Origin of the sequence: Oceanomicrobium pacificus (genome assembly GCF_009833495.1) — a bacterium.
GTDB classification, from domain to species: Bacteria; Pseudomonadota; Alphaproteobacteria; order Rhodobacterales; family Rhodobacteraceae; genus Oceanomicrobium; species Oceanomicrobium pacificus.
Genome location: NZ_WUWG01000006.1, coordinates 61073 through 87178 on the forward strand (window position 1 = coordinate 61073; position 26106 = coordinate 87178).

Here is a 26106-nt window from a genome sequence, read left to right on the forward strand (position 1 = left end):
CTCAGGCTGATTGCCTACCGGGTCTCATCAGCCGACTGCAAAAACGCCTTCAATATCGCTCCTACGGTGTCCTGAAGCGGTATTTCGGTCATTACGGCTTCTGCCTCTTCTCCGGGGCGATGCACGGCCAATGTCGTGAAAAGCGTATCATCTTTTGTGGCTTCCGCATCAGCGGCCTTCGTGTAGCGATAGATACGTGACCCGTGGTCACCGTGGACGATGAGCGTGGTGTCATCCTGCTTGGCCACCTGTTCGAAAAGCGGTGCCATCAGGCGGTCGACGCACCGCGCTTGCCGCCAGTGGCCGTTGAACAGTTCTTCGACCTCGTCCGGTGCATAGGGTGTCGTGCGATACTTGACCGATCGCCATTGCGATACCGGTAGCAGTCGGCATTCCTCATCGTAGATATAGGGAAAATGCGGAATGATGATGTGGGCCACGAGTGCAGATCCCGGCTGCATGTCGGCAACCGCCTCCGGAAGCCCTTGCAGGAAATCGACCATCAGCGGCATCCGCGGTGCGTCGTCCATGCTCCCGCTGGTTTTCGGCAGAATCTGTTCTCGCGCCCGTTTCAAATAGCCGAGTTTCTTGAACTCCAGATAATCGATGAAAACCCGCAGGCTGATTGCCGACCTCATCGATAGCGATTGGTCCCCGAATGCCTGAACATTGCCTAGGCCGTTATAGTTCAGACAGACGACACGCTCCGACGGCGTGCAAAATCCCAGATGGGTGCTCTGGACGTATGTCTGCTGGAAGCCCCGCTGCTCCAATTCCGTCAGCAATGCGTTGTTGACGATGGAATTGCCGAAATAGTCGGCCTTGTCGTTCTTTCGATAGTTCCGTGGAAGCGAGTCGAGGCTCAATACTGACGTCACTGATCCCAATGTGTTGCTGCTCAGGCTTCTGGCGCGCGCAAACAGGGTCGCACCGCGCGAGACGTAATACGCTGCCATCTCATCCGGTGAGATATGATGTTCGACCGTCGTGTCGCCGTAAAAGGGCGAGCTTTTCTCGTCCAGTATTACGTAGACGAGTTTCTTGTCCGACTGCGCTGAAACCCCTTCATGGCTTCCGGTGGTGACAAATCCCACAGGTTGCGGCGACAGGAAGGACGTGAGGCCGAAGATCAAGGCGAAGGCGGCGACGATCTGCGTCGTCTGACGCGGGACGAAAAACATGCAAGCTGCAAACACTGCAATGACATGGAGCAGGAAGACAGCCAGCCACGGCGTCAGATCGAGGTAGGTGTCGAAATAGAGCACCGCTAGAACCACCGAAGAGACCGCGAGTACGATCCTGCTGCGGGTCGCGGCCGTTACGAAACCAATTGCACCGAAAAGCCCGATGACCAGATACATTTCCACATCGTGGAGCCGGTATCCGATTTCATTGAGGACGCTCAGCGGGAACGCTGCCCAAAGCAGCGTATTGGCCCACAGGACGGATCGGTCGATTTGGGTCATGTGGTGGAATACTCCACCAGTAGCCGGCCGTTCTCTTCGAATGTCTTCGTGGTTCCGACCTGCCCGTTGGCCTCGACGGCGCGCATGAACGTCTCCGGCGAATAATCCGACGCCAGCTCATCGCGATGGGCCATCAGGCCCCGCACCATCGGGTCGGTGGTCGGCACGAACTCAATGATGCCCGTTGGGGCAAGGCTCATCAGCCAGTCGACGGCTTCGGACATCGGCAGGTTGCCCCCGATCACCATATGGTGGAGCACGGCAAGCGCGAGGATGCCGTCAGCGGGTGCACGTTCCGCAAGCCCCTGGCGTTCCATTTGCCGCCAACCCATGGACGGGCTGGGGTCGAGCAGGTTCATCAGTACCGGGATGATCCGGCCGCCGTCGCGGGCGCGGTTGCGCCAAGCGGCCTCGATACTGTCATTGTCCCCGTCGATCAGTACCGACAGCCCGGCACCGCCGTCGAGCGCAGCTCGGGAGAAATCACCCGTATTGCCGCCCAGATCCCAGATAATACCCGGCTTCGTGCGCGCGGCCCATTCGGACACGAAGGCGCTCTTGTCGCGTTTCATCGCGTCCGAGTAGCTGTTGCGCTCGGCATAGTCGCTCCAGTAGCTGTCCGGCCGGCGGTCGGATTTGAGACCCGCAATGAAGTCCCGCAGTTGCTGGAGAATGGCGCGGTAATGCGCCTTCGGCACCTGCGCCTGCTCAGCCCGGTTGGCGGACGAGCTGCTGGAATCGGATCGTTTGAGAACAGACCGGCCGTGCATCCAGACATGGAAGAGCGCGGTCGGGCTGAGCATCATCTTGCTCTTTGGCAGAACGGCGAGTGCGTCCTCGAAGCGGATCCCATCCATCGAGCCGCGATAGAGCGACTGGAACCCGAGACCTGACCAAGCTTCCAGTAAAAGCGGCAGCAGGAACTGTCGGCAGAACTGGTTGTAACCGGCCCAGGGTTTTCCGTCCTCATACGGGCGCAACGAAGGCGGATCGATGTGAAGAAACCGGCCGTCAAACATCTGCATGTTGTAGGCCGTGGCGTCGGACAGGACGTAGCCCTTGTCAAACGCGACGAGTTGCAACGACAGGTGCTGCAAGGCCGCGTCCTTGAGTTGAGAAAAGACCCACTCATAGGGATAGGTCACGACGGGAAGGCGCGGGTGCTCGTAGAGCGCCACAATGTCCTCTCCGCGGGCGCCGCGAAACTGAGAGCGCAAATCCGCGCCCGCATCCAGCGCATTTGTATCGATCATAAGCCCTTGGACTGCGAGCGCGTCGAGGAGCCCAGATGTTTTGAGCTTTGAAAACGTCTCGGCAGACGAAGATGTGAGGCCGCGGATGATCCTGTCTTCATGTCTGAAGACATAGCCCGAACTGTCCCGGAAAGAGCCCGGGTTGCGCACTGCTCCTGTTGAACCTGTCACCCTTCGGACTCAACCTCGCTTGTGTCGTCCTGTGGTTCGGGCTTCTTCCGGAAAAAGCCGAAGACCTTCTCTCGGAAGCTCTTGATGGCGACGAGGGCTGCGGCAAAACCGCCTGCGATGGCCTGGAAGAGGATGCTGCCTGTAACCGGGTCGATATAGGCATGCGCGGGCATGGTCAGCAGCACGTAAGCGAGGCTGGCGAGTGACAGTCGGGTGACGAGATTCACGGCTGATGCTCCTGTTGTTCTGCTCGAATTGCCATCGCCGGATGCCGGAGACCGTCGGGCGACAGGCCGTATTCACCGATCGGTTGCGTCCGACCTGTTCTGTTCCCGCAACGATGCCTGCCCCGTCATCGAGTTGTCAAGAAACTGTCATGCGCGCGTTATAGGGAGATAAGAGGCGAACTCTCGCACACTGAACCGTGTTTCGGCCCGAAATCCGGCCACCACATCAATGATAGATTGCCGTCTGGCTGATGAAGTGCCGCGCGACGATGGGCAGGATGGCGCCGCCCATGGCTGGCGCGCTCGGGCCGATGGAGCCGGTGACGAAACGCACGGGGCTCAGCCCCTGCCGGTCGCGTCGTTCCGACGCCGCCGAGGTCGCGACCGCGAGTTTCTCCCGAATGTCGTCGGGGAACCCGCCATCAATCACGATGGTGCCGAAATCGACGACCGCGCAGATGGCGACGGCCGCCGTGGCGAGGCTTTCTGCCACCTCCGCGATCCAGTCATCCACGACGCTGCCCAGATCCGACCAATTGTCCGATCCGTCCCAGAGGACGGACGGATCGCGGCCTTCGGCCCGCAGGCGCTGTTCCAGTCCGAGGATGGACGCGGCATCGATCAGCGGTTCGGCGCCGGCACCGGACCGCGCCGGGACCGGCAGGGCGCCGAGCGCACCGGCGTTGCCGCCCGGTCCATCGAGCACGGAATTGTTCAACACGACGCCACCGCCGACAAAGAATCCCACGAAAACATAGAAGAAATTGTCGACTTCTGATCCGCGCCCGAGCGCGTGTTCGGCCACGCAGGCCGACGTGGCATCATTCTGGACCTGCGCGGGCAGCCCGGCGGCGGCGCCAATCTCTGCCGCGATGTCGAACCGGCGCCAGGCGTCCATTTCCGTCGCATCCGCCCCGACCTGAAGGCCCCAGTTCCACAATTCGTAGGGGATCGCGATGCCGACGCCCGCAATCCGGTCGCGCCGTGCCTTCGGGATGCGCCCTGTCAGTTTGCGGATGCCCGTTTGCGCGAAGTCCAGAATGTCGCCGGTGCGGGGAAACTTGTAGGGCTGGCGCAGATGGTCGATCACATCGCCGCAGAAGTTCATCAGCACCAGTTCGGCGGAGCGGCGCCCGACCTTCAGCCCGAAACTGTGGGCCGCATCCGGGTCGAGCCGCATCGGGATCGACGGTTGCCCGACCCGCCCCTTCACAGGCGTGCCGCGCAGCAGGAACCCGTCGGCCTCCAGCGCGCGGATGATGACCGTCACCGTTTGGGCGGAGAGGCCGGTCTGGCGCGCGATCTCGGCCCGTGACAGGGCGCCATGGCGGCGGATGAGCGTCAGGACCAGCCGTTCGTTATGGTCGCGGACGCGGGCCTGATTCGACCCGCCCTGAAGGTTCGGCACCTTCTTTTCCGCATCATCATTCAACTCGTCGCTCACATTTGCCTCTTGGCGCTCGGTTGCGTGAGTGTCAATCAGGCTAATATATAAATCAATCTGATTTATTAATTGACTCCGGCCGGACGCCGCATATTCTGACCCGCGCCCTCCGCCGTCAGGGCGGAGAAGGTTCAAAACTCGGGAGGACTTTATGACTCGGACCAAGATGCTTCTGGCCGGCACCGCGCTGGCCCTTGCCGGTGCCGCAACGCCGGCCATGGCGCAGGATATCGGCGCCTGTCTGATCACCAAGACCGACATCAACCCTTTCTTCGTGAAGATGAAGGAAGGCGCGACCGCCAAGGCCGAGGAGATGGGGATCAACCTGTCGAGCTTCGCCGGCAAGGTCGATGGCGACCATGAAAGCCAGGTCGCGGCCATCGAGACCTGCATCGCTTCGGGCGCCAAGGGCATCCTGATCACGGCCTCCGACACGAAGGCCATTGTCGATCCGCTGAAACAGGCGCGGGATGCCGGCCTGCTGGTCATCGCGCTCGACACGCCGCTTGAGCCGATCGACGCGGCCGATGCCACGTTCGCCACCGACAATTTCGAGGCCGGGCGGCTGATCGGGGCATGGGCGGCTGCCACGCTCGGTGATGCGGCGGCCGACGCCAAGATCGCCATGCTCGATCTGGCCGAAAGCCAGCCCTCGGTCGGGGTGCTGCGCGATCAGGGGTTCCTGACGGGCTTCGGCATCGATGTGAAGGATGTGTCGAAATGGGGCGACGAGGATGACCCGCGCATTATCGGCAACGAGGTGACCGCCGGCAACGAGGAAGGCGGGCGGACCGCGATGGAGAACCTTCTGTCGAAGGATCCCGACATCAATGTCGTCTACACGATCAACGAACCGGCCGCGGCCGGCGCCTACGAGACGCTGAAAGCCTTCGGTAAGGAAAATGACGTGCTCATCGTGTCCGTCGATGGCGGGTGCCCGGGCGTGCAGAACGTGGCCGACGGTGTGATCGGCGCGACCTCGCAGCAATATCCGCTCTTGATGGCGTCCAAGGGGATCGAGGCGATTGCCGCCTGGGCCGCGGACGGCACCAAGCCGGAACCCTCGCCGGGACTCGAATTCTTCAACACCGGCGTCAGCCTCGTGACCGACCAGCCGGTTGACGGGGTCGAGTCGATCTCGGTCGAAGAGGGCATGGACCGCTGCTGGGGCTGAGCCCCCGCGCGTGACACCCCGGGGCCGCTTTCCCCGCGGCCCCGGGGCCTGCCTGACATGCCCCGGCAGAGGGCGGCTTGACGCAAGGCCCGTCCGCCCTGCCTAATCACCCGATCTGACGGGTTGCCGCCCGCGTGCCCCGCGGGCGGTTCCGCCACCGCCAAAAACAGGAGCGCGCATGCCACCCGCGTCCCAGGACAATTACGAATCCGATCTCGGCGCGGCCGACGGCCAGGTCGCCTCGTTCGAGGATCGCCACCATACGCCGCTGCAGCGGCTCCAGCATTTTCTGCACGGAAATCCGGCCATGGTGCCGGTCATCATCCTGCTGCTCAGCGTCATCGTCTTCGGCTTCGTGGCCGGCGGGCGGTTCTTCTCGCTCTTCAACCTGTCGCTCATCATGCAGCAGGTGGCGATCGTAGGCATTCTGGCCTGCGCACAGACGCTGATCATCCTGACCGCGGGCATCGACCTGTCGGTCGCGGCGATCATGGTGCTGAGCTATGTCATCATGGGGCACATGTCGGTCACCTATGGCTGGCCGACGGGGCTGGCCGTGGTGGCCGGGCTTCTGGTGGCCATGGGCTGCGGCGCGGTCAACGGGCTTCTGGTCACGCGGATCAAGTTGCCGCCCTTCATCGTGACGCTCGGCACATGGCGCATCTTTCTGGCGATTGTCTATCTCTACACCGGCTCGCAATCGATCCGCAGTCAGGACATCGACGCGGCCGCGCCGCTTCTGAAGTTCTTCGGCGAGCGGGTGAGCATTGGCGGCGCGGTCTTCACCTATGGTGTCTTCCTGATGCTCGGGATCTTCGCGCTCTTCTGGTACATCCTGAACCGCACCGCATGGGGGCGCCATGTCTATGCCGTGGGCGATGACAGGGAGGCCGCTGATCTCGCGGGCATCCGGACGGGGCGTGTGCTCCTGTCGGTCTACATCGTCGCCGGGCTGATCTGCGGGATCGCCGCCTGGGCCGCCATCGGGCGGGTCGGGTCGGTCTCTCCGTCGAGTTTCTTCGAGGCCAACCTCAACTCGATCACCGCGGTGGTGATCGGGGGCACCTCGCTCTTCGGCGGGCGCGGGGCGATCCTCGGTTCGCTCTTCGGGGCGCTGATCGTCGGGGTCTTTTCATCGGGCCTGAAGCTCGCGGGCGCGGACCCGCAATGGGAACTGTTCGCCATCGGCTGCCTCATCATCCTTGCCGTGGCGCTCGACCAGTGGATCCGGAGGGTGTCGGTATGAGCGTGCAACCGGTGCTGAAGGCCCGCGGCCTCGTGAAACGCTACGGCCGCGTGGTGGCGCTCGACCATGCGGATTTCGAACTCTATCCCGGAGAGATCCTTGCCGTGATCGGGGACAATGGCGCGGGCAAGTCGACGATGATCAAGGCGCTGTCAGGCGCCGTGCAGCCCGATAGCGGCGAGGTGCTTCTCGACGGCAAGCCGGTGCATTTCTCCAACCCAATGCAAGCCCGCCAGCACGGGATCGAAACCGTCTACCAAACGCTGGCGCTATCACCCGCCCTGTCCATCGCCGACAATATGTTCCTCGGCCGCGAACTGCGCAAAAGCGGGATCTCGGGCAAACTCTTCCGCGCCATGGACCGCCGCAGGATGGAGGCGATCGCCCGCGAAAAACTGAACGATCTGGGCCTGATGACGATCCAGAACATCAACCAGGCGGTGGAAACCCTGTCGGGCGGCCAGCGTCAGGGCGTGGCCGTCGCGCGTGCTGCCGCTTTCGGGTCGAAAGTTGTCATCATGGACGAACCCACCGCCGCGCTCGGCGTGAAGGAAAGCCGCCGGGTGCTGGAACTGATCCTTGAGGTGCGCGACCGCGGCCTGCCGATCGTGCTCATTTCCCACAATATGCCGCATGTTTTCGAGGTGGCCGACCGGGTGCATATCCACAGGCTCGGGCGGCGGCTTTGCGTGATCGACCCCAAGGAGCACAGCATGTCGGATGCGGTGGCGCTGATGACCGGTGCAAAGACCCCGCCGGGCGAACTGGCCGAAGCATGAGCGCCGAAGCACCGCAGGGGGCGGACCCGTCTGGCCTTGCGGCACGGCTGGCCGCGCTGCGTGACGCCATGCCGCCTGCGGGCGCGCAGCGGACGATTGTCGCCATTGCGGGCGCACCGGGCAGCGGCAAGTCGACACTTGCGGCACGGCTCGGGGCGCAACTCGGCGACGCGGTCGCGGTCGTGCCGATGGACGGGTTCCACTATGACAATGCGCTCCTCGAACGGCACGGGCTGATCGGCCGGAAAGGCGCGCCTGACACGTTCGATGCGGCGGGCTTCGTCCATCTGGTCCGGCGCCTGAAGGCCGAGCCGCGCGTCGCCTATCCGACCTTCGACCGCGCCGCCGACCTGTCTCGGGCAGCGGCAGCCGAGGTGACGGAGGCGACCCGTCTGGTGCTGGTGGAAGGCAACTACCTTCTGTTGCGGGCGCGGCCCTGGAGCGCGCTCGCGGACCTGTGGGATTTCAGCGTGATGGTGTCGGTGCCGGTTCCGGTCCTGCGCCAGCGCCTTCTGGCGCGCTGGGCCGCGCACGGTCTGGCGCCCGATGCGGCACAGGCACGGGCGGAGGGCAATGACCTGCCCAACGCCCGCACGGTGATCGACGGTTCCGCCCCCGCGGACCTGACCGTGCGGGGCGTTTAGGGACGGTCCGAGACCTCAGCGCCCCATCTGGATGTTGGCGCGACCGACCCAGACAAGCTTGCCCTCATCATCGCGGACACATTCCAGAAGCCGCTGCTGGCGATCTTCGATGGAGGTTGTCACCGTGCTCGACCCTTCAAGGAGCACATAGGCCGATTCCGAATAGGCCAGACCACCGTAATAGCAGAACCGCTCCTCCGCCCCGTCGGGGATCGGAGAGACCGAAAGGAGCATGGACTCGGCGGCCACCGGACCGGCGAGCAGCGATGCGGCAAGGGCGAGGGACGGGCAGGCACGTTTGATCGACATGGGTAGCCTCCTTCTGGTGGATGCGCGCAGTTTTCCAGCAAAGGCCTGACCGATCAAGGTTTTCCACGCAAGGCGCCGGGGCCGGGTCAGTCCAGATGGCCGTGCCGCGCCACATCTTCCAGTTGGGCAGCGCCCGGTTCGGTGGCGCGGAACTGCTCGCGGACACCGGCTTCCGTCAGGCTCCGCTGGACGGCAAGCACCGCATTGGGCGGCTGGTCGGCGCAAAGCTCCGCCATGAAAGCCAGTTCCTCTTCCGCTGCCGCGGTCGCCGCCTCCATGTCGGGGGCGCCGTAGATGGTGCGGAAATGGTCGGCCAGACGGGAGATGATCGCACCGCGCTCGGCATCCGTCACCGGGGCGACGGCCACGAGCGAGGCGCGTCCGAAACTGTCCAGCCCCAGCCAGCCATGGGCGAAGGCCTGCCGTGCCTGGCCCTGCAGGTCGGCCTCGGTCCAGTTGGAGAACTCGAACCCGCCGGACACGGCCCATTCACCGCTTTCTGCGGGCCGCGCATAGACGTTGCGGTCGGATATGTCGAAATGGATCGTGCGGGCCAGCAGCATCAGGGGGCGGGCCTTTCCACGAGTGCGCAGAGGGGCAGCGACAGGTGGCGCCCGTCATCCTGTCGCAGCAAGAGGCCTAGCCCCGCATCATGACCGGTGAGCTTGCCGCTCACGGGCGTGCCGTCGGGAAAATGCGGCGGCAGACCGGCAGGGCGGTCGGTCTCCGCGTCCGGCATGTCGCCGGGCCAGGCGCGGCTGCGCCATGTCTCGTGCAGGGCTTTCATTCCGTCCTCCGACCAGAGATGGATCCACACAAGCACGTGCCGGGCCCAAGCTTCAAGAAGCGCGCGCGCATCGAGCGGCGCGCCTTCGGCCGACAGGGTCGTCACCTCGGGCGCCGCGCCCGGTTCCGGCCCGCCGGGCGAGGGGGCCAGCGGCAGGTCGAGGGCGAGCACCAGCCAGAGTGGCTCGGCGGCCGGATCGTCACTGTCGGACAGGAGCGCCAGCCGTCCGCAGGCCGCGCCGTTGACATGGATGCCGCCGGCCCAACCAAGTTGCACCGCGAGTTCGGACGGTCCGAGCTGGCCGATGGCTTCGGCCAGCGCCACCTGTCCCAGCGGCAGCATCGCGGCGGCCGCATCGAGCGTGGTTTCGGGCACGAGCACCAGAGCCGCCTGCAGGCGCGCGGGCGAGAGCCTGTGGCAGATGAGACCGGCCTCGGTTCCGTCGCGGGCGGCCCGTACGGCCTGTGCCACCGGATCGCCATCCGCGGGCGCATCGCGCAGAAGCGGGGGCAGGTCGAGCCTGCCGCCCAGTCCCGCACCGCCGCGCCCGCGCATGTCCATCTCAGATGATGCCCCCGTCGATCAGCTTGCGGGCAATGGTCCGGAAGGCACCCGCCTGCGGCCCGTCGGGTTTCGACACGGTGATCGGCGCGCCCCCGTCGGAGGCCAGACGGATGTCGAGGTCGAGCGGGATTTCACCGAGGAACGGCAGGTCCAGCCGTTCGGCATCCGCCTTCGCGCCGCCATGGCCGAAAATATGTGCCTCATGACCGCAATTCGGGCAGGTGTAGGAGGACATGTTCTCGATCATGCCGAGCACCGGCACGTTCATCTTGTCGAACATGTTGAGCGCCTTGCGCGCGTCCAGAAGCGCGATGTCCTGCGGGGTGGAGACGACGATGGCGCCGGTGACCTCGGCCTTCTGGGACAGGGTCATCTGCACGTCGCCGGTGCCGGGCGGCAGATCGACGATCAGCACGTCGAGCTGGCCCCATTGCACTTGTCCGAGCATCTGCTGCAACGCGCCCATCAGCATCGGCCCGCGCCAGACGACCGCCTCGTCCTCCTTGACCATCAGGCCGATCGACATGAGCGTCACGCCATGGTTGCGCAGGGGCAGGATCGTCTTGCCATCGGGGGAGGCCGGGCGACCGGAAATGCCCAGCATGCGGGGCTGCGAGGGGCCGTAAACATCGGCATCGAGCAGCCCGACACGCTTGCCTTCGGCAGCGAGCGCCACGGCAAGGTTTGCCGAGACGGTCGACTTGCCGACCCCGCCCTTGCCCGAGGCCACCGCGATGATCCGGTTCACGCCCGCAACCTTTTGCGGTCCGGCCTGCGGTGTCGGATGCCGCCCGACCTTCAGGTCCGGCGGTGCCTTGGGCGCGGCATGGGCGGTCAGCAGCGCAGAGACATTGCCGCTGCCGGCGAGTTTCTCCACGGCTTCCACCGCGGCGAGTCGGACCGGTTCCATCGCCTTGCCCTGTTCGGCCGCCACCTCGATGACGAACCGGACGCGGCCATCCTCGACCGTCAGCGCGCGGACCAGATCCGCTTCGATGATCGACTTGCCCGTGGCCGGGTCGGAAATGGTGCGGAGTGCGGCGAGCACATCTTCCCGGGTCAGGCTCACGCATCGCCTCCGGTCTGGATTTCGCCCTCGACCACATGTTCCAGTCCGATCTCCTCGATCGTCAGGACCATGCGGGCCTTCAGCGGCCCGGCGCCGAGTGCGCCGCCAGCGCGCGCGGCATCAACGGCGCTCTCGATCTCGCGCTGCGAGGTCACCCCCACCTGTTTGAGAAACTTGCGCATCGACATGTTGAACTCTTCGCTCATCGCTGGCTCCCGTTGGTTCGGTTGCGGCCTTGTGCTGGGCACGACGCCGCTGTCCCGACATATCTGTGGTAAACCGGGCGCGAGGGCAAGGGCTGCGTCCCAGGGAGGGCCGATGCGGATCGTCGCGAAACTGATGCTGGTGTTGATCCTCTGGTCGCAGGCCGGGGGGACGGGCGCGCAAGAGCGTGTGTTGGTCCTGTTTCTTGCGCCCGAACTGGCGGAGGCCGGCCTCGGCGCCCATCTGGCGCCGCGCTTCGGGCTGAAGATGAACACACGTGTCACCCTCCGCCCCGATGACGGTCAACCTGTGGCAGCACCGGATCAGGCGGCCCTGCGGGTGGCGGACGGGGCGTCATCCGATATCGTGCCCCTGTTCCGCGACGCGGACGGGCGGACCTTCGGGCTTGCCATCGCGCCGGATCTTCCCGCGACGGCGGATGCGGCACGGTTCCGCGACTGGTTGACCGGACCCTCGGGCCAGGCGGCACTGACCGGATTTGCCGGTGGGGAACTGGCACTCGTCGGGCGCGCGCCAGCCGCCGCGCCGGTGGCGGAGGTCGCGGGCGATGCGGTGGAGGGCGAACGGCTCGCGCTCTTTCATTGCGGCCGCTGCCATGTGGTGAGCGCGGCCAACCGGTTCGCGGGGATCGGCTCGACCCCCTCTTTCGCGGCGCTGCGCACATTTGCCGACTGGCGGGACCGGTTTGCGCGCTTCTGGGAGCTAAATCCGCATCCGAGTTTCACGCAAGTGGAGGGCATCACCCGCCCGTTTCCGGCCCACCGGCCGCCGCATGTGGCACCGGTCGAGCTGACCCCGCCAGAGGTGCAGGCAATCACCGCCTTTGCATCCACGATTGCACCGGCAGATCTGGGCGCCGAGATCAGCCCGCGCTAGTGAAGCTTCGGCGGCGGCCCCTTTGCGGCGTCGCGCTCGCGCAGGTCATCTTCGGTGGTGCGGATGCGCGGGCGCGGGGCGCTCGCGAACGGTTGCAGGTCGCTATGGGCCTGAGCCGTGACACGGCAATCGTCGCACATGCGGATGAGCCGCGCCTGATCGCTTTTGGCGAACATCGGATGGGCGCCTTCAAGCTTGGCCACGATCCGGTCGATGGTGCTCTGCACGCCGAAGGCGCGCCCGCATTCGATACATTCCGCGGGGTCTTCCCCGTGCAGGACCGCGTGGCCGAGCGCGTCTGCACCGGTGGCAAGGCGCGGCTCCAGCGTGATCGCCTGTTCCGGGCAGGCCGCCGCGCAGATCCCGCATTGCAGGCAGGCCGCTTCCTGAAACCGCAATTCGGGCCGGTCGGGATTGTCGCTGAGCGCCGCCGACGGGCAGAGAGAGGCGCAGGCAAGGCAGAGCGTGCAGGCGTCCCTGTCCACCAGCACCGCGCCATAGGGCGCACCTTGGGGCAGCGGCAGCACGGCCCCGTCCGCATGCAGGCCCTGCGCGGCCAGCCGCGTGACCGACCGGCGGTCACCCAGCGCCAGAACCGGTTGCGGGGCAGGGCCTGTTGCGTCGGGGGCGGTGCCGAGATGATCCGGCAGCGCCACCGGATCGGGCGGCGCTATCCGCGCGACCGGCACCGCGTCACCGATGATGGCGCGGGCCAGGTCAAGCTCGGCCACCAGATGGTCGGGCCAGCCGCGTCCGGTGTCGAGCAAGTCGATCCGCGCGCAGCCGAGTGCTGCGGCAAGTGCGGCTTCCGCATGGCCGAACAGGCCCAGTTTCTCGACCGCGAAGGGCAAGAGGTCAGCGGGCAGCCCGTCGCCCATGCGGGCGCAGAGCGCGATCCAGTCGCGCCCGTCGCCTGCGTCATGGACAAGGAGCCGCGGGCGGTCGAGGCCCGCCTCCCGCGCGGCGCCGACAAGGGCCGAGAGGCGTGCGAAGAGATGGTCCACCGGCGGCGCGGCATAGCTGACAGCGCCGGACGGGCAGGCCACCGCGCAGGCGCCGCAGCCCGCGCAAATGCCCGGATCGATTGCCACCGCATCGCCATCGGGACGGATCGCGCCGGTCGGGCAGAGGCTGAGGCAACGGGTGCATCCGGTCTGGCCCGCGCGCTCATGGGCGCAGATGAGCGGGTCCAGTTCGACATGCAGCGTCTTGTCGAACGTGCCTTTGAGCGTCGCGGCCTCGGCGGCCGCGGCCCAGATCTCGGCCGGTCGCGCCGGATCGGCGCGCAGGTATCCGTCCCGTTTCTCATGAGCGGGGAAGAGCGGTGGTCCGCCGGTCAGATCGAAGATGATGTCGCACTCCGTCGACACGGTGGCGGGGTCAGCATCGAACCGCATCGGCCCGCGACCGGACGGGTCGCCCGCGCGGAACCCCGATACGGTCAGGAAAAAACCGCCGAGCGATCCGGTGGCGGAACGCACCGCGCCCCGGTGCATCTCGACCGTGCGGTGGGCAGGCGGCAGCACGTCCCCGTCATCGGTCATGAGGCAGGTCACCGCCAGATGCTCGGCCAGCCAGGCCGCCACCGGGGCGACGGCGTCGCCCGGTCCGATGATCAGGCAGAGACCCGCGGATTGCACCTCCACCGTCCGGTCGGGCGGGGCGGGAACCTGCGCTTCGGCGATGAGTGCGGCCATTTTCGGAACCGTGCCCGCCGCGTCAGCCGTCCAGCCGGCGCGGTCGCGCAGATCGACGAAGACAGGGTCCGGCAGGCCGAGATCGCCAGCAAGATCGGAGAAGCGGCGGGCTTCCTGCGCGCAGGCGACCATCAACTCTTCGCCCGCTTCGCTGGCCGCCACCATCGCCGCTTCCGCGCGGTCGATCTCTGTCGTGCATAGGGCGGAATGGATGCGCGAACAGCACAGCCCGGTTGCGTCCGCCAGCCGGTCGCGGTCGAGCTTCTGGCTGCCGCTGCAATCGCAGAGCAGGATCGGTCGCGCCATGGCACTCCTCCCCGGTTGCGGCTTTGACAAGCGCGCGCCGGCCCGCTCATACTCGGGCCCCAACCGCGACACTAGTCGCCGCAACCGGACCCGTAAAGATGGCCGATCCGACCGACGCTGCCGACCCGACCGCCCGCCGCCAGAGCCTGCCTGTCGGGGTCATCATGACCCGCCGGCCGGGCGTGACGCGCTGGTCGGCCTGGTCCTGGTCGGTTGCCGCGATCCTGCCCGGTGCCGGCCCCGGGCGCGGCAAGGTCGTGACGCCGGAAGCCGCGGACGGCACGGTCACGCTGCATGCGGGCACCGCGCGGCTCGACCTGTTCCGCACCGATACCGAAGCCTATCTGACCGCGCTCAACGGCAAGCCGCCGGCACTTTTCGTGATCCTGCGGCACGCAGGCGGGCAGCCTTCGGGGGAACTTCCTGAACTGGTCAGCGTGACCGCCTCGGCCTACGAGGCGCAGGACTATGCCGACAACGGGGAGGATCTGGTCGAGCGTGTGCCGCTGCCGCCTGCACTGGAAGACTGGATCCGGGCCTTTGTCGCGACGCATCACCGTGAGGACCCGTTCGTGAAACGCAAGCGCCGCGACCACCGCACGCCCGCTGGACCGGACGGGATCGGCGATCCGCGGATCCGGCAGGCAGCCGATATCTACCGCCCGCCCGCAGCCCGCAAGCCGGGGGCGGGATGAGCCGCCGCCCTGACGGGTCCGAGGGGTTCGCCGCCCGCTGGTCGCGCCGCAAACGCGCCGCGCCGGAGGCGCGCGACAGCGAGGATGCATCCACGGACCTTGCGGCACCTGAAAGCGTGGCGGACACCGCGGCGGCCGACCCGGCGGCATGGCCTGACGGACAGTCGGAAGCCGATCTGCTTCAGGCATTGGACCTGCCCGCGCCCGAGACCGTCCGCGACGGCGCGAGTTTGCAGAAATTCCTGTCGGCCAATGTGCCGCTTCTGTTGCGCCAGCGGGCCTATCGCAGTCTCTGGCGGTCGCAGCCGGTGCTCGCCAATCTCGACGGGCTGAACGATTATGACGGGGATTTTACTCAGACCGGTGTCAGCGACGGCGTTCTGAAATCCGCCTACCGGATCGGGAAGGGGTTTCTGGACGACACCACCGGACCGAGGCCCGAGGAGGACCCGCCGGACGACCCTGAAGAGGCATCCGAAGCGGATGTGCCGGAGGTGGAGCATTCACCTGCTGCGCCGGAGCCGGACGCCGACGCCTCGCCCGTAACAGCGCGGCGCGCCACCGGTCCGCGGATGCGCTTCACACCTGTCGCAGGGGCCGAAGATGACGCGGACGGCAACTAGGGCAGAGCCGCTGCCATTCATGTGACTTGTCAGAAAATGGAATCTGTTTCAGGATGCTTGACCAAAGGGAAGGGCGTGTCCTGATCTGACCGACCCGACCCGTCCCGTTCGGGAGGACCTGTTGACTGACGTGGCCGACCATCGCGACATTGATGTCGAGGACGCCCTGCGGGCGGACCTGTACGACCTGCTCGGCGTGCTGCTCGCGCGGCCCGCGACCCGCGAAACCCTGCGCACTTGCCAGTCCCTGTCCGGCGATCACACCGACCTCGGAGCCGCCGTCGCAGAGCTCGCCGCCCGCGCGGCGGAAACCACGCCCAAGGCGGTGGAGCGCGAGTTCAACCGGCTCTTCATCGGCATCGGCCGGGGTGAATTGCTGCCCTATGCCAGTTTCTACATGACCGGGTTTCTGAACGAAAAGCCGCTTGCGGTGCTGCGGCAGGACATGGTGGCGCTGTCGATGCGCCGTGCCGACAGCGTGTTCGAGCCCGAGGACAATATTGCCAGCCTGTGCGAGATGATGGCCGGGCTGATCCGGGGCCGCTTCGGCGCACCGGCGCCGCTCGGGCGGCAGAAAGATTTCTATTTCCGGCATCTCGCCCCCTGGGCGGGGCATTTCTTTGCCGACCTCGAAAAGGCCGACGGGGCCTGGTTCTACGCCCCCGTCGGAACGATCGGACGCCTGTTCACCGATATCGATGCACAGGCGTTCCGCATGACGGGCGACAGCGCCGCCTGACCGACCGGTCCCGTTCCGGTCCGGCCAGTAGCGGCCCAGACGGAGGATGTGACGCATGGATCAGACTGACAAACCCGACCGCGAGGACCGGCGCGCGTTCCTGCGCCTGACGAGCACGGCCGCGCCGGCGGCGCTTCTGGCCACGGCGGCGGGCGTCGATCCGGCGGCAGCGGCCGAGGAGCAGCCCACGAGCGGGCTGCGGCTGACGCCGCATGTGAAAGCCTATCTCGACAGCGCGCGGTTCTGAGCCGCGCGGCCCGGAAGGGCCATGCAAAAACAGGGCGCGGTTTGCCATCGCGCCCGGTGACAGAGCCGCCAGCCGCAGCAGAGACGGCCATAGGCGGTCCGGCCCCGAAGCGGCCATGCCAGGGAGGTTAGAATGCTGAGAAAGAGAACCGACGGAACGTCCGGACCCGCATCGCGGCGCTCGACGTTGGGCCAGATCGCCCGGACATCGGTAGACCGGCGCAGTTTCCTGCGCGGATCGGGCCTTGCCGTTGGCGGGCTCGCGGCATTCGGGGCCACGGGCGGCATGGTCAGTCGCGCCAGCGCGCAGGAGGCCACGCAATCGGCGGTGCAGACGGTCAAGTCGGTCTGCACGCATTGCTCGGTCGGCTGCACGGTGCTCGCGGAAGTGTCGAACGGGGTCTGGGTCGGGCAGGAGCCGGGCTGGGACAGCCCCTTCAACCTCGGGGCGCATTGCGCCAAAGGCGCGTCGGTGCGCGAACATGCGCATGGCGAGCGGCGGCTGAAATACCCCACCAAGCTCGTGAACGGCGAGTGGACGCGTGTCAGCTGGGAAGAGGCGATCAACGAGATCGGCGACCAGATGATGGCGATCCGCGACGAGAGCGGACCGGACAGTGTCTATTGGCTGGGCTCGGCCAAGCACAGCAACGAACAGGCCTATCTGCTGCGCAAGTTCGCCGCCTATTGGGGCACCAACAATATCGACCATCAGGCGCGGATCTGCCATTCGACGACGGTGGCCGGGGTGGCCAACACATGGGGCTACGGCGCCATGACCAACAGCTACAACGATATCCACAATTCCAAGGCGATCTTCATCATCGGCGGCAATCCGGCCGAGGCGCATCCCGTGTCGCTTCTGCATGTGCTGAAGTCGAAGGAGGAAAACAACGCGCCGCTCATCGTCTGCGACCCGCGCTTTACCCGCACGGCCGCCCATGCAGACGAGTTCGTCCGGTTCCGCCCGGGCACAGATGTGGCGCTCGTCTGGGGCATCCTGTGGCATATTTTCCAGAACGGCTGGGAAGACAAGGAATTCATCCGCACCCGCACATGGGGCATGGACCAGATCCGCGACGAGGTGGCCGCCTGGACACCCGACGAGGTCGAGCGTGTCACCGGCGTGCCCGGCAGCCAGTTGCAGCGTGTCGCCCGCACGCTCGTCAACAACCGGCCCGGCACGGTCATCTGGTGCATGGGCGGCACCCAGCACACGAACGGCAACAACAACACCCGCGCCTATTGCGTGCTGCAGCTGGCGCTCGGGAACATGGGGCGTGCCGGCGGCGGCACCAACATCTTCCGCGGCCATGACAATGTGCAAGGCGCGACCGACCTCGGCGTCCTCGCCGATACGCTGCCGGGCTATTACGGCCTATCGGACGGGTCCTGGGCCCATTGGGCGCGGGTCTGGCAGGAAGAGCTCGACTGGCTCAAGGGCCGGTTCTCGGTCATGGAAGGCGCCGGTGCCGACGGCAAGGACCGGATGATGATGAACGAGACCGGCATCCCCGTCAGCCGCTGGATCGACGGTGTGTTGGAGGCGAAGGAGAATATCGACCAGCCCGACAATACGCGTGCGATGATCTTCTGGGGCCATGCGCCCAACTCGCAGACCCGACTGCCGGAAATGAAGACGGCGATGGAGAAGCTCGACCTGCTGGTGGTGATCGATCCCTATCCGACCGTCACCGCCGTGATGCAGGACCGGACCGACGGGGTCTACCTTCTGCCCGCCGCGACCCAGTTCGAGACCCGCGGCTCCGTCACGGCTTCCAACCGGTCGCTGCAGTGGCGCGACGAGATCGTCGCCCCGCTCTTCGAGTGCAAGCCCGACCATACGATCATGAAGCTCTTTGCCGACAAGTTCGGTTTCACCGACCGGATGTTCCGCAACATCGCGATCGAGGGCGACGAACCGGTGGTCGAGGATATCACCCGCGAGTTCAACCGCGGCATGTGGACAATCGGCTATACCGGCCAGTCGCCCGAGCGGCTGAAGATGCACATGGAAAACCAGCACACGTTCGACCGGACGACCCTGCGCGCCAATGGCGGGCCGGCGGATGGCGACTATTACGGCCTGCCATGGCCAAGCTGGGGCAATCCGGAGATGAACCACCCCGGATCGCCGAACCTCTATGATATCTCGGTCCCGGTGGCCGAGGGCGGCATGGGCTTCCGCGCCCGCTTCGGCGTGGAGCGCGACGGGGAGAACCTGCTGGCCGAAGGGGTCTATCCGGTCGGGTCCGAGATTCAGGACGGCTATCCCGAGTTCACCATGGCGATGCTGACCCAGCTTGGCTGGGACAGCGACCTGACGCCTTATGAGCGCAAGATGATCGAATATGTCTCGGGCTATTCCGACCAGCGGCCGGAGGCCGGCGAGGAGGAGGTGGGCGAGACCTCGCAGCAGGGCGACCTGCCGTCCGACTATAATGACAAGGTCGGCGGCGTGAACTGGAAGACCGACCTGTCGGGCGGCATCCAGCGGGTCGCGATCAAGCATGGCTGCGCGCCCTATGGCAACGCCAAGGCCCGCACGGTGGTCTGGACCTTCCCCGATCCGGTGCCCATCCATCGCGAGCCGCTCTATTCCAACCGCCGCGATCTGGTCGCCGATTATCCGACCTATGCGGACAAGAAATTCTGGCGCGTGCCGACCTATTATGCCTCGATCCAGGAGAAGGATTTCTCGGAAGATTATCCGATCATCCTCACCTCCGGACGGCTCGTGGAATATGAGGGCGGCGGCGACGAGACTCGGTCGAACCCGTGGCTCGCGGAATTGCAGCAGGACATGTTCGTGGAGGTCAATCCGCGCGACGCCAACAATCTCGGCATCCGCGATGGTGCCGATGTCTGGGTCGAAGGGCCCGAGGGCGGGCGCGTCCGGGTGATGGCGATGCTGACCGAACGCGTGGCCCCGGGCGTGGCCTTCATGCCCTTCCACTTCGGCGGTTACTGGCAGGGAGAGGACCGGCGGGACAAATATCCCAAAGGTGCCGACCCGTACGTGCTCGGCGAATCCACCAACACCGCACAGACCTATGGGTATGACAGCGTCACGCAGATGCAGGAAACCAAGGCCACGCTGTGCAAGATTTCGGTCGCATAAGGGAGGAATGAACAATGGCCAGAGCAAAATTCCTCTGTGACGCGGAACGCTGCATCGAATGCAACGCCTGCGTGACCGCCTGCAAGAACGAGCATGAGGTGCCGTGGGGCATCAACCGCCGCCGGGTCGTGACGATCAATGACGGCAAGCCGGGCGAGCGGTCGATCTCGGTCGCCTGCATGCATTGTTCCGATGCGCCCTGCATGGCGGTCTGCCCGGTCGACTGTTTCTACCAGACCGATGACGGGATCGTGCTGCACTCCAAGGATCTGTGCATCGGGTGTGGCTACTGTTTCTACGCTTGCCCCTTCGGCGCGCCGCAATTCCCTCAGGCGGGCAATTTCGGCAGCCGCGGCAAGATGGACAAATGCACCTTCTGCGCCGGCGGCCCGGAAGAGGATATGAGCCAGGCGGAGTTCCAGAAATACGGTCGCAACCGGATCGCGGAGGGCAAATTGCCGATCTGTGCGGAAATGTGCGCGACCAAGGCGCTTCTGGCCGGCGATGGCGACGATGTGTCGGCCATCTACCGCGAGCGGGTCGTGGCCCGCGGCTTCGGCTCCGGCGCATGGGGCTGGGGCACGGCCTACGATCAGAAAGGCGGATGAGAGCCTGCACGGTTCGCCCGGCCTGCCGCGCTGCCGGTCAGGTCGGGTGCCGGTCGCCTTTCCGACCGCCATCCGCGCGGCGCGCACCGCCCGCGTCGCCCGACGCCCTCACATGGGAGACCTGACATGGCGCTGAGCCGCTGCGTGACGCCGATCCTCCTTTGCCTGCTCCTTGTCCTGACGCTCGGGACCGCGGGGTCGGCCCAGTCCGTCCGGCCGCCCGAGGCACCGGCGGAAGCCGGATCGCAAACGCTGGAGGATATCCTCGCCCGCCAGAACGGCGAGGGGGCCGCACGGTCGGCCCGCGACCTGAGCACCGCAATGCCGGCCCCAGACGGGCTGCCGCTCGGCACGCGCGGCGCGGCATCCGACAGCGACCTGTGGCAGGCGCTGCGGTTCGGCACGGCCGATGTGTCCGTCTCGGCGGGCGGGCCGACCGCAAGGGTCATCATGCAGGATGGCGGCATGTGGTGGCTGCAGGCGCGCCGCACCATCGCGGATTATGGCGGCTGGTTGCTGCTCGGACTGATCGTGTTTCTTGCCCTCATCCGGATCATTTTCGGGCGGATCAAGATCCATGGCGGCCGGTCCGGCCAGACGATCCTGCGCTTCACCGATCTGGAACGGTTCGGCCACTGGCTGCTCGCCTCCTCCTTCCTGCTGCTCGCCTTCACGGGTCTCTTCTCGATCTTCGGGCGCAACGGGCTGATCCCGTTCCTCGGCAAGGATGCCTATTCGACGCTGGCGATCGGGTCGAAATGGATCCACAACAATGTCTCATGGGCGTTCATGGCGGGGCTGGTGATCATCTTCATCTTCTGGGTCGGGCATAACCTGCCGGCGCGCGGTGACCTGAAATGGCTCCTGCGCGGTGGCGGGCTGCTGACCGGCAACCATGTGCCTGCGAAGAAATTCAATGCGGGCCAGAAGCTCGTTTTCTGGGCGGTGATCCTGCTCGGCGCCTCTGTCTCGGTCTCCGGCCTGTCGCTGATCTTCCCGTTCGAAATGCCGCTCTTTGCCAAGACCTTTGCCAGCCTCAACTGGACCGGGCTGCCGCAACTGATGGGGCTCGACACGCTGCCCGAGCAGATGTCCGCGCAGGAGGAAATGCAATATGCGCAGCTCTGGCACGCGATTGTCGGTTTCCTGATGATGGCCATCATCATCGCGCATATCTATATCGGCTCTGTCGGGATGGAGGGCGCGTTCGAGGCGATGGGTGACGGGGATGTGGACCTGAACTGGGCGCGGGACCATCACGCGCTCTGGGTGGAGGAGGTGATGGCGCGCAAGGCCGACCCGCCGGCGCCGCCCGCCAATGACCCCGCCGCGCCCGACCCGGCGCCGCAGGCATGAGGGGGCGGCGATGAAGATCATCCTTCTGGCAACCGTGGCCAGTTTCGGCATCGGGCTACTGGCCTGGGCGCTGCTCGGCCAGTCGGGCTTTTCGTCGGCCGATGTGCTCGCGTCGGAGAATGTGCGCCTTGACTGAGGGGGTGGCATGACGGGCTTTGGCGAAACGCTGGGGCAGGCGCTCTGGCTGATCCTGTCGGGCGATGCGGATCTCTGGGCGATCATCCTTCTGTCGCTGCGGGTCTCGCTCACGGCGCTCGCCATTGCCACGCTGATCGGCCTGCCGCTCGGCGCGGCGCTGGCGGTCGGGCGATTCCCGGGCCGCCGCACCGTCATCACCATCGTCAGTGCCATGATGGGCCTGCCGCCGGTGGTCGTCGGTCTGGCCGTCTATCTGATGCTGTCGGCCTCAGGCCCGTTCGGGATTTTCGACCTGCTTTACACGCCGGCGGCGATGATCATTGCACAGGTCGTGCTCGTCACACCGATCGTGGCGGCCCTGTCGCGGCAGGTGATCGCCGATCTGCACACGGATCTGGCCGAACAGCTCGACAGTTTCGGCCTGCGCCCGCTCGCGCGGATACCGACCCTCCTGTGGGAGGGGCGGACGAGCCTGATGACCGTGGTGCTGGCCGGGTTCGGACGCGCCATTGCCGAAGTGGGCGCGGTCATCATCGTGGGCGGGAACATCAACCATGTCACGCGGGTCATGACAACCGCGATCGCGCTCGAGACCTCGAAGGGCAACCTCACGCTGGCACTGGCGCTCGGCACGGTGCTCATCACCATGGCTATTGCGATCAACGCGCTCGTGGGCGTCCTCGGCGCACGGGCCCGCAGCGGGGTGCCGGCCCATGCGTGACACCGGCCAGAGTTTCACCGGCGGCGATGCGCGTGCGCTCGCGCCCCGCGCACGCGGCCGCACCCTGCCGCTCGTCGCGCGGCATCTGGGCTATTCGATCGACGGCAAAGTGCTGCTCAACATTCCCGATCTGGCGATCCATCCCGGCGGGCCGACGGTCATCATGGGACCGAACGGGGCGGGCAAGAGCCTGCTTCTGCGTCTGTTCCACGGGCTGATCCAGCCAACACAAGGCGAGGTGCGTGCCGGCGGCCAGCCGCTCGGGCCCGCCACGCGGCGCCGGCAGGCGATGGTGTTCCAGCGGCCCGTCCTGTTGCGGCGCTCGGTGGCGGCCAATGTCCGGTTCGGGCTCCGTCGCGCGGGCCTGCCGCGCGCCGCCCGACGGGACCGGCTCGACGCGCTGCTGGCCGAGGGCGACCTGAGCGGCAAGGCGGGGCAACTGGCGACAACGCTTTCGGGCGGTGAACAGCAGCGGCTCGCGGTCATGCGCGCGCTCGCCACCGCGCCCGATATTCTCTTTCTCGACGAGCCGACATCGAGCCTCGATCCAGCCGCGACACAGGCGATCGAGGACCTGCTGCGCCGCGCCAGCGCGCAGGGCACCAAGATCGTGCTCGTCACCCATGATCCCGGGCAGGTGCGCCGCCTTGCCGAGGATGTGGTCTTCCTCCATCGTGGGCAGATGGCCGAACAGAGTCCGGTCGACAGGTTCCTCTCCGACGCCCGGTCCGCCGCGGCGCGGGACTTCCTGTCGGGGGACCTTCTGGTCTGACAGGAAGCCCTGAGCCGGAGGACTCGCATGCGCATGATTTTCCTGTTCCTTGCCGGTTGGCTGGCCGCCATGGCGCCCGCGCTGGCCGGCGAGCGGCATATCCTTCTGCAATCGACGACCTCGACGCAGAATTCCGGCCTGCTCGACGCGATCCTGCCGGCATTCGAGGCCGCGACAGGGATCGAAGTGCGGGTGGTCGCCGTCGGCACGGGGCAGGCGATCCGCAATGCCGAGCGGGGCGACGGGGATGTGCTGCTCGTCCATGCGCGCGCGGCAGAGGAGGCGTTTGTGGCGGCCGGCTGGGGCGTGGCGCGCCATGACGTGATGTTCAATGATTTCGTGCTTGTCGGCCCGCAGGATGACCCGGCGGGCATTGCGGGCGGCGCGGATGCGGTCGCGGCCCTTGCCGCCATCGCTGCAGCCGATGCGCCGTTTGCGTCCCGCGGGGACCGTTCGGGCACCCATCTGGCGGAACTTGCGCTCTGGGCGGATACGGGCGTCGACGTGGCCGCCGCATCGGGCGGCTGGTACCGCGAGACCGGGTCCGGCATGGGCGCGACGCTCAACACAGGTGTCGGGCTCGACGCCTATGTCCTGACCGACCGTGCCACCTGGGCCGCGTTTGGCAACAAGGGCGGCCACACCATTCTGGTGGAGGGCGATCCGCGGCTGCACAATCCCTATGGCGTGATCCTTGTGAACCCCGCGCGCCACCCGCATGTGGACGCCGAAGCCGGACAGGCGTTCATCGACTGGCTGACCGGCCCCGAAGGTCAGGCGGCCATTGCCGATTTCCGCGTCGATGGCGCGCAGGTCTTCTTTCCCTCGGCTGGGCCGTCCTGACCTGACACGGAGAGAGCGCGGAACCCGCCGGCCCGCGCCCTCCGTCCTGTCTCGTCCGGCGTCAGCCTTCGGGCGTGTACCAGATCGGCGAGCTATAGGCCCGCTCGGTCGTGACCATCGGCACCTCGGGGTCCATCGTCACGCCGAAGCGCAGGGCTTCATAGGCCGTCCAGCGGGGCGTCGGGATCTCGATCGCACGCACATAGTAGAAGGCCTTGAGCGCCGGGTCGAAATCCGGATCCTGCCAGTAGCCGACCAGTTCCGGCGATCCGATCGAGTTGGTCCATGTGGCGCTCGCCACATCGACCGTGTTGCCCACATCGGGCAGCTTGCCGTCGGCGCCGGGTTCGCGGTCGCCGCTCCAGATCACGTCATAGACCTTCTCGCCGGTCGTGCCGTCCGCATTCAGCCAGCCCTTGACCACCTGCAACCGGTCGAGATTGCCGCTATAGGGGTCCTTGGCGGCGGCAAGCAGGAAGGTCGGCGCCCCGTCCCCGTCGCGCAGCGGCAGGTCCGCGCCCATCGGCACGCCCTTGCCGTAGCCGACTTTCGCCGGCAGGCGGGTTTCCGCATCGGCCGGGGTGAAATCCCAGCCGCCGAAGAAGCGCAGCGTCATCCGCGTGCCGGTGGTGGCATAGACCTCCCGCCGGGCAAAGGCGTCGAAGATCGCCTCGCGCGTGTTCTCGGTCGCCCAGACGGCCGCATAGCCGCCGCTCGCCTGCTGCCAGCCATAGATCGATAGTTCCGGATCGGGCGCTTCGATCACCAGATGTTTCCAGCGGTTCGGCTCCGGCTCCACACCGGAATGCTTGCCGAAGAAATTATCCTCCTGCACGGCGGCGAGCCCGGTATGGGCATCGGTCGATCCGATCTGGCCGAACTTGAACGGGTTTGTGCCGAGCTCGCTCTCGATCTTCAGCCCGTTCTTCAGCGCCTCGCGCGTATATTCGTACTGGAGCATATCCTCGGTTTTGACCTCGGTGCCGTTCAGGTTCGACGCGTCCCACGTATCGAAATCGGCAAATTCGTCATCGGGGGAAAGGAACGGGTGCGCCTCTCCGTCGCCCTTGATCTGCGTGGCCTCGACCACGGGTTCGAAGCGGGCGCGCATCTCCGCCATCTCGGGCGTCAGCGGCGAGCCGTCGAAATTGGAGAGGTTGAACATCCGCCCGTTCGACAGGTTGCCATTGTGCGGGATCGCCATGACATCGCTGTTGTTGGCCTCCTCGAAGGCCGCCAGCGCCGCCCAGAGGTCCTCGGGGTTCTTGCTGTCGAATTGGGAGAAGGGCACCGTGCGGTTGGCGACCGACGCGTCACCGCGGAAGAGCACGTTGCGGTGGATATTGTCGCCCCCGGCCGACGTCCATTCATAGCCGATGATCGCGGTGAAGCGGCCCGGCTCGTTAAAATGGTCGGCAAGCGCGGTATAGTCCTGCCATGCGTGGCGGATGGCCTTGGGACTGTCGATCGGGATCTCGTCGCCCGACAGGGAAGCCACGATCTCCATCGCCGTGTCGAAGACCACCTGATCGTCGCCGCTTGTGAGCGCCTCGTACCAGCGGCGGCCGGTATCGGTTCCGATAATGTCGGGATTGCCGCTCAGCAGTTGCGGCATCAGCCCGTACATTTCCGAATGGTCGGTCATCACGACGAAATCGAGCGGCCGGGAGAGTTTCGCCCGCAGCCCGTGTGTCGTCGTCACCTCCTCCCCGCGGGAGAAGCGGAACGCCTGTTCCTGCGTCAGCCGTGTCATGGTGCCGGCATCGACCGACGTCATCGTGTGCAGATGCGTGTCGCCGAAAAAGGGCTGGGTTGGAAAGCTGCGCCCGGCATAGGGTGAGAAGCCGTCCTGCGCCATGGCGGCATTCACCTCCTCGGGCGAGGGGGTCATGTCCTGAGCGGACAGGGGCGCTGCGGCCAGTGCCAGCAGGCTGGCGCTGGCGGCAAGACAGGCAGAAAGGCTGGAATGGGTCGGCATGGCATTGACTCCTTTTGGCCCCGGTCCGG

Annotated in this window: 27 protein-coding genes; 16 read left to right on the forward strand and 11 right to left on the reverse strand. The window is 66.3% G+C overall.

Translation table 11 applies throughout. The features are described 5' to 3' along the window. Positions 1 to 14 precede the first annotated feature (14 nt). The 4 genes from GSH16_RS13355 to GSH16_RS13370 form a co-directional block, all read right to left on the reverse strand. Positions 15 to 1466, reverse strand: coding sequence for a sulfatase-like hydrolase/transferase (locus tag GSH16_RS13355; protein ID WP_160855934.1), 1452 nt, complete (start codon positions 1464 to 1466; stop codon positions 15 to 17). Continuing rightward, a complete protein-coding gene (locus GSH16_RS13360) occupies positions 1463 to 2719 on the reverse strand; it encodes a class I SAM-dependent methyltransferase (RefSeq protein WP_160855936.1) in 1257 nt (418 codons plus the stop codon). Before GSH16_RS13360 ends, GSH16_RS13355 begins: the two co-directional genes overlap by 4 nt. A gap of 167 nt (positions 2720 to 2886) precedes the next feature. Then, positions 2887 to 3117: a hypothetical protein gene (locus tag GSH16_RS13365; RefSeq protein WP_160855938.1), complete on the reverse strand. Its 231-nt coding sequence runs from the start codon at positions 3115 to 3117 to the stop codon at positions 2887 to 2889. A gap of 226 nt (positions 3118 to 3343) precedes the next feature. Next, on the reverse strand, positions 3344 to 4561 hold the full coding sequence (locus GSH16_RS13370; RefSeq protein WP_205524114.1) for an ROK family transcriptional regulator: 1218 nt from the start codon (positions 4559 to 4561) through the stop codon (positions 3344 to 3346). Positions 4562 to 4712: 151 nt separating this feature from the next. Between GSH16_RS13370 and GSH16_RS13375 the strand changes: the two genes are divergently transcribed. From GSH16_RS13375 to GSH16_RS13390, 4 genes are all read left to right on the forward strand, one after another. Next, entirely contained in the window at positions 4713 to 5735 is a 1023-nt protein-coding gene (locus tag GSH16_RS13375; protein ID WP_160855942.1) for a sugar ABC transporter substrate-binding protein, read from the forward strand. A gap of 178 nt (positions 5736 to 5913) precedes the next feature. Continuing rightward, entirely contained in the window at positions 5914 to 6981 is a 1068-nt protein-coding gene (locus GSH16_RS13380; protein WP_160855944.1) for an ABC transporter permease, read from the forward strand. Beyond that, positions 6978 to 7760 carry an ATP-binding cassette domain-containing protein gene (locus GSH16_RS13385; RefSeq protein ID WP_160855946.1) on the forward strand — a complete coding sequence of 261 codons (783 nt, stop codon included), beginning with the start codon at positions 6978 to 6980 and terminating at the stop codon, positions 7758 to 7760. Before GSH16_RS13380 ends, GSH16_RS13385 begins: the two co-directional genes overlap by 4 nt. Next, positions 7757 to 8404, forward strand: a complete 648-nt coding sequence (locus GSH16_RS13390; RefSeq protein WP_235913218.1) for a nucleoside/nucleotide kinase family protein — start codon at positions 7757 to 7759, stop codon at positions 8402 to 8404. The genes GSH16_RS13385 and GSH16_RS13390 overlap by 4 nt, the downstream gene beginning before the upstream one ends. A 15-nt stretch (positions 8405 to 8419) precedes the next feature. Here the strand turns inward: GSH16_RS13390 and GSH16_RS13395 are convergent, their stop codons facing one another. The 5 genes from GSH16_RS13395 to GSH16_RS13415 form a co-directional block, all read right to left on the reverse strand. Then, on the reverse strand, positions 8420 to 8713 hold the full coding sequence (locus GSH16_RS13395) for a hypothetical protein (RefSeq protein ID WP_160855948.1): 294 nt from the start codon (positions 8711 to 8713) through the stop codon (positions 8420 to 8422). 86 nt (positions 8714 to 8799) lie between these two features. Next, positions 8800 to 9276 (reverse strand): DUF6505 family protein, encoded by a 477-nt coding sequence (locus GSH16_RS13400; RefSeq protein ID WP_160855950.1) that lies wholly within the window; start codon positions 9274 to 9276, stop codon positions 8800 to 8802. Then, entirely contained in the window at positions 9276 to 10061 is a 786-nt protein-coding gene (locus GSH16_RS13405; RefSeq protein ID WP_160855952.1) for a biotin/lipoate--protein ligase family protein, read from the reverse strand. Before GSH16_RS13405 ends, GSH16_RS13400 begins: the two co-directional genes overlap by 1 nt. A gap of 1 nt (position 10062) precedes the next feature. Next, entirely contained in the window at positions 10063 to 11133 is a 1071-nt protein-coding gene (locus tag GSH16_RS13410) for an Mrp/NBP35 family ATP-binding protein (protein ID WP_160855954.1), read from the reverse strand. Next, the gene (locus tag GSH16_RS13415; RefSeq protein ID WP_160855956.1) at positions 11130 to 11339 is read right to left on the reverse strand and encodes a DUF6494 family protein; all 210 of its coding nucleotides are present in this window, start codon (positions 11337 to 11339) and stop codon (positions 11130 to 11132) included. The genes GSH16_RS13410 and GSH16_RS13415 overlap by 4 nt, the downstream gene beginning before the upstream one ends. Before the next feature lie 112 nt (positions 11340 to 11451). On the opposite strand from GSH16_RS13415, the gene GSH16_RS13420 reads away from it, so the two are divergent. Further along, complete coding sequence (locus tag GSH16_RS13420; RefSeq protein WP_160855958.1) at positions 11452 to 12234, forward strand: cytochrome c; 783 nt, start codon at positions 11452 to 11454, stop codon at positions 12232 to 12234. Here GSH16_RS13420 and GSH16_RS13425 read toward each other — a convergent pair. After that, complete coding sequence (locus GSH16_RS13425) at positions 12231 to 14237, reverse strand: 4Fe-4S binding protein (protein ID WP_160855960.1); 2007 nt, start codon at positions 14235 to 14237, stop codon at positions 12231 to 12233. The two genes, GSH16_RS13420 and GSH16_RS13425, sit on opposite strands and share 4 nt — an antisense overlap. 98 nt (positions 14238 to 14335) lie before the next feature. On the opposite strand from GSH16_RS13425, the gene GSH16_RS13430 reads away from it, so the two are divergent. The 11 genes from GSH16_RS13430 to GSH16_RS13475 all read left to right on the forward strand — a co-directional run bounded on the left by GSH16_RS13430 (position 14336) and on the right by GSH16_RS13475 (position 24099). Then, positions 14336 to 14932: a DUF3305 domain-containing protein gene (locus GSH16_RS13430; RefSeq protein ID WP_235913220.1), complete on the forward strand. Its 597-nt coding sequence runs from the start codon at positions 14336 to 14338 to the stop codon at positions 14930 to 14932. After that, positions 14929 to 15555: a DUF3306 domain-containing protein gene (locus tag GSH16_RS13435; protein WP_160855962.1), complete on the forward strand. Its 627-nt coding sequence runs from the start codon at positions 14929 to 14931 to the stop codon at positions 15553 to 15555. The genes GSH16_RS13430 and GSH16_RS13435 overlap by 4 nt, the downstream gene beginning before the upstream one ends. Before the next feature lie 121 nt (positions 15556 to 15676). Beyond that, the gene (locus GSH16_RS13440) at positions 15677 to 16294 is read left to right on the forward strand and encodes a TorD/DmsD family molecular chaperone (protein ID WP_160855964.1); all 618 of its coding nucleotides are present in this window, start codon (positions 15677 to 15679) and stop codon (positions 16292 to 16294) included. Between the two features lie 55 nt (positions 16295 to 16349). After that, positions 16350 to 16541, forward strand: coding sequence for a twin-arginine translocation pathway signal protein (locus GSH16_RS13445; RefSeq protein WP_160855966.1), 192 nt, complete (start codon positions 16350 to 16352; stop codon positions 16539 to 16541). Positions 16542 to 16673: 132 nt separating this feature from the next. Beyond that, positions 16674 to 19661, forward strand: coding sequence for a formate dehydrogenase subunit alpha (locus GSH16_RS13450; protein WP_160855968.1), 2988 nt, complete (start codon positions 16674 to 16676; stop codon positions 19659 to 19661). Between the two features lie 14 nt (positions 19662 to 19675). After that, complete coding sequence (gene fdh3B / locus GSH16_RS13455; RefSeq protein WP_160855970.1) at positions 19676 to 20269, forward strand: formate dehydrogenase FDH3 subunit beta; 594 nt, start codon at positions 19676 to 19678, stop codon at positions 20267 to 20269. 126 nt (positions 20270 to 20395) lie between these two features. Continuing rightward, on the forward strand, positions 20396 to 21625 hold the full coding sequence (locus GSH16_RS13460) for a formate dehydrogenase subunit gamma (RefSeq protein ID WP_160855972.1): 1230 nt from the start codon (positions 20396 to 20398) through the stop codon (positions 21623 to 21625). Between the two features lie 10 nt (positions 21626 to 21635). Continuing rightward, complete coding sequence (locus GSH16_RS16030) at positions 21636 to 21761, forward strand: hypothetical protein (protein ID WP_268893978.1); 126 nt, start codon at positions 21636 to 21638, stop codon at positions 21759 to 21761. Between the two features lie 9 nt (positions 21762 to 21770). Next, complete coding sequence (locus GSH16_RS13465) at positions 21771 to 22484, forward strand: ABC transporter permease (protein ID WP_160855974.1); 714 nt, start codon at positions 21771 to 21773, stop codon at positions 22482 to 22484. Beyond that, positions 22477 to 23256, forward strand: a complete 780-nt coding sequence (locus GSH16_RS13470; protein WP_160855976.1) for an ATP-binding cassette domain-containing protein — start codon at positions 22477 to 22479, stop codon at positions 23254 to 23256. The genes GSH16_RS13465 and GSH16_RS13470 overlap by 8 nt, the downstream gene beginning before the upstream one ends. 27 nt (positions 23257 to 23283) lie before the next feature. After that, the gene (locus GSH16_RS13475) at positions 23284 to 24099 is read left to right on the forward strand and encodes an extracellular solute-binding protein (RefSeq protein ID WP_160855978.1); all 816 of its coding nucleotides are present in this window, start codon (positions 23284 to 23286) and stop codon (positions 24097 to 24099) included. 61 nt (positions 24100 to 24160) lie between these two features. On the opposite strand, the gene GSH16_RS13480 is transcribed toward GSH16_RS13475, so the two are convergent. Continuing rightward, positions 24161 to 26077, reverse strand: a complete 1917-nt coding sequence (locus GSH16_RS13480; RefSeq protein WP_235913221.1) for a DUF3604 domain-containing protein — start codon at positions 26075 to 26077, stop codon at positions 24161 to 24163. Positions 26078 to 26106 lie beyond the last annotated feature (29 nt).

Bases quoted from the DNA above. Each gene is read 5' to 3' on its own strand.
- GSH16_RS13355 (WP_160855934.1), bottom strand. From the start codon at position 1,466: ATGACCCAAATCGACCGATCCGTCCTGTGGGCCAATACGCTGCTTTGG.
- GSH16_RS13450 (WP_160855968.1), top strand. From the start codon at position 16,674: ATGCTGAGAAAGAGAACCGACGGAACGTCCGGACCCGCATCGCGGCGC.
- GSH16_RS13385 (WP_160855946.1), top strand. From the start codon at position 6,978: ATGAGCGTGCAACCGGTGCTGAAGGCCCGCGGCCTCGTGAAACGCTAC.
- GSH16_RS13415 (WP_160855956.1), bottom strand. From the start codon at position 11,339: ATGAGCGAAGAGTTCAACATGTCGATGCGCAAGTTTCTCAAACAGGTG.
- GSH16_RS13380 (WP_160855944.1), top strand. From the start codon at position 5,914: ATGCCACCCGCGTCCCAGGACAATTACGAATCCGATCTCGGCGCGGCC.
- GSH16_RS13375 (WP_160855942.1), top strand. From the start codon at position 4,713: ATGACTCGGACCAAGATGCTTCTGGCCGGCACCGCGCTGGCCCTTGCC.
- GSH16_RS13445 (WP_160855966.1), top strand. From the start codon at position 16,350: ATGGATCAGACTGACAAACCCGACCGCGAGGACCGGCGCGCGTTCCTG.
- GSH16_RS13390 (WP_235913218.1), top strand. From the start codon at position 7,757: ATGAGCGCCGAAGCACCGCAGGGGGCGGACCCGTCTGGCCTTGCGGCA.
- GSH16_RS13405 (WP_160855952.1), bottom strand. From the start codon at position 10,061: ATGGACATGCGCGGGCGCGGCGGTGCGGGACTGGGCGGCAGGCTCGAC.
- GSH16_RS13425 (WP_160855960.1), bottom strand. From the start codon at position 14,237: ATGGCGCGACCGATCCTGCTCTGCGATTGCAGCGGCAGCCAGAAGCTC.
- GSH16_RS13470 (WP_160855976.1), top strand. From the start codon at position 22,477: ATGCGTGACACCGGCCAGAGTTTCACCGGCGGCGATGCGCGTGCGCTC.
- GSH16_RS13460 (WP_160855972.1), top strand. From the start codon at position 20,396: ATGGCGCTGAGCCGCTGCGTGACGCCGATCCTCCTTTGCCTGCTCCTT.
- GSH16_RS13420 (WP_160855958.1), top strand. From the start codon at position 11,452: ATGCGGATCGTCGCGAAACTGATGCTGGTGTTGATCCTCTGGTCGCAG.
- GSH16_RS13465 (WP_160855974.1), top strand. From the start codon at position 21,771: ATGACGGGCTTTGGCGAAACGCTGGGGCAGGCGCTCTGGCTGATCCTG.
- GSH16_RS13435 (WP_160855962.1), top strand. From the start codon at position 14,929: ATGAGCCGCCGCCCTGACGGGTCCGAGGGGTTCGCCGCCCGCTGGTCG.
- GSH16_RS13475 (WP_160855978.1), top strand. From the start codon at position 23,284: ATGCGCATGATTTTCCTGTTCCTTGCCGGTTGGCTGGCCGCCATGGCG.
- GSH16_RS13360 (WP_160855936.1), bottom strand. From the start codon at position 2,719: ATGATCGATACAAATGCGCTGGATGCGGGCGCGGATTTGCGCTCTCAG.
- GSH16_RS13430 (WP_235913220.1), top strand. From the start codon at position 14,336: ATGGCCGATCCGACCGACGCTGCCGACCCGACCGCCCGCCGCCAGAGC.
- GSH16_RS13480 (WP_235913221.1), bottom strand. From the start codon at position 26,077: ATGCCGACCCATTCCAGCCTTTCTGCCTGTCTTGCCGCCAGCGCCAGC.
- GSH16_RS13395 (WP_160855948.1), bottom strand. From the start codon at position 8,713: ATGTCGATCAAACGTGCCTGCCCGTCCCTCGCCCTTGCCGCATCGCTG.
- GSH16_RS13400 (WP_160855950.1), bottom strand. From the start codon at position 9,276: ATGCTGCTGGCCCGCACGATCCATTTCGACATATCCGACCGCAACGTC.
- fdh3B (WP_160855970.1), top strand. From the start codon at position 19,676: ATGGCCAGAGCAAAATTCCTCTGTGACGCGGAACGCTGCATCGAATGC.
- GSH16_RS16030 (WP_268893978.1), top strand. From the start codon at position 21,636: ATGAAGATCATCCTTCTGGCAACCGTGGCCAGTTTCGGCATCGGGCTA.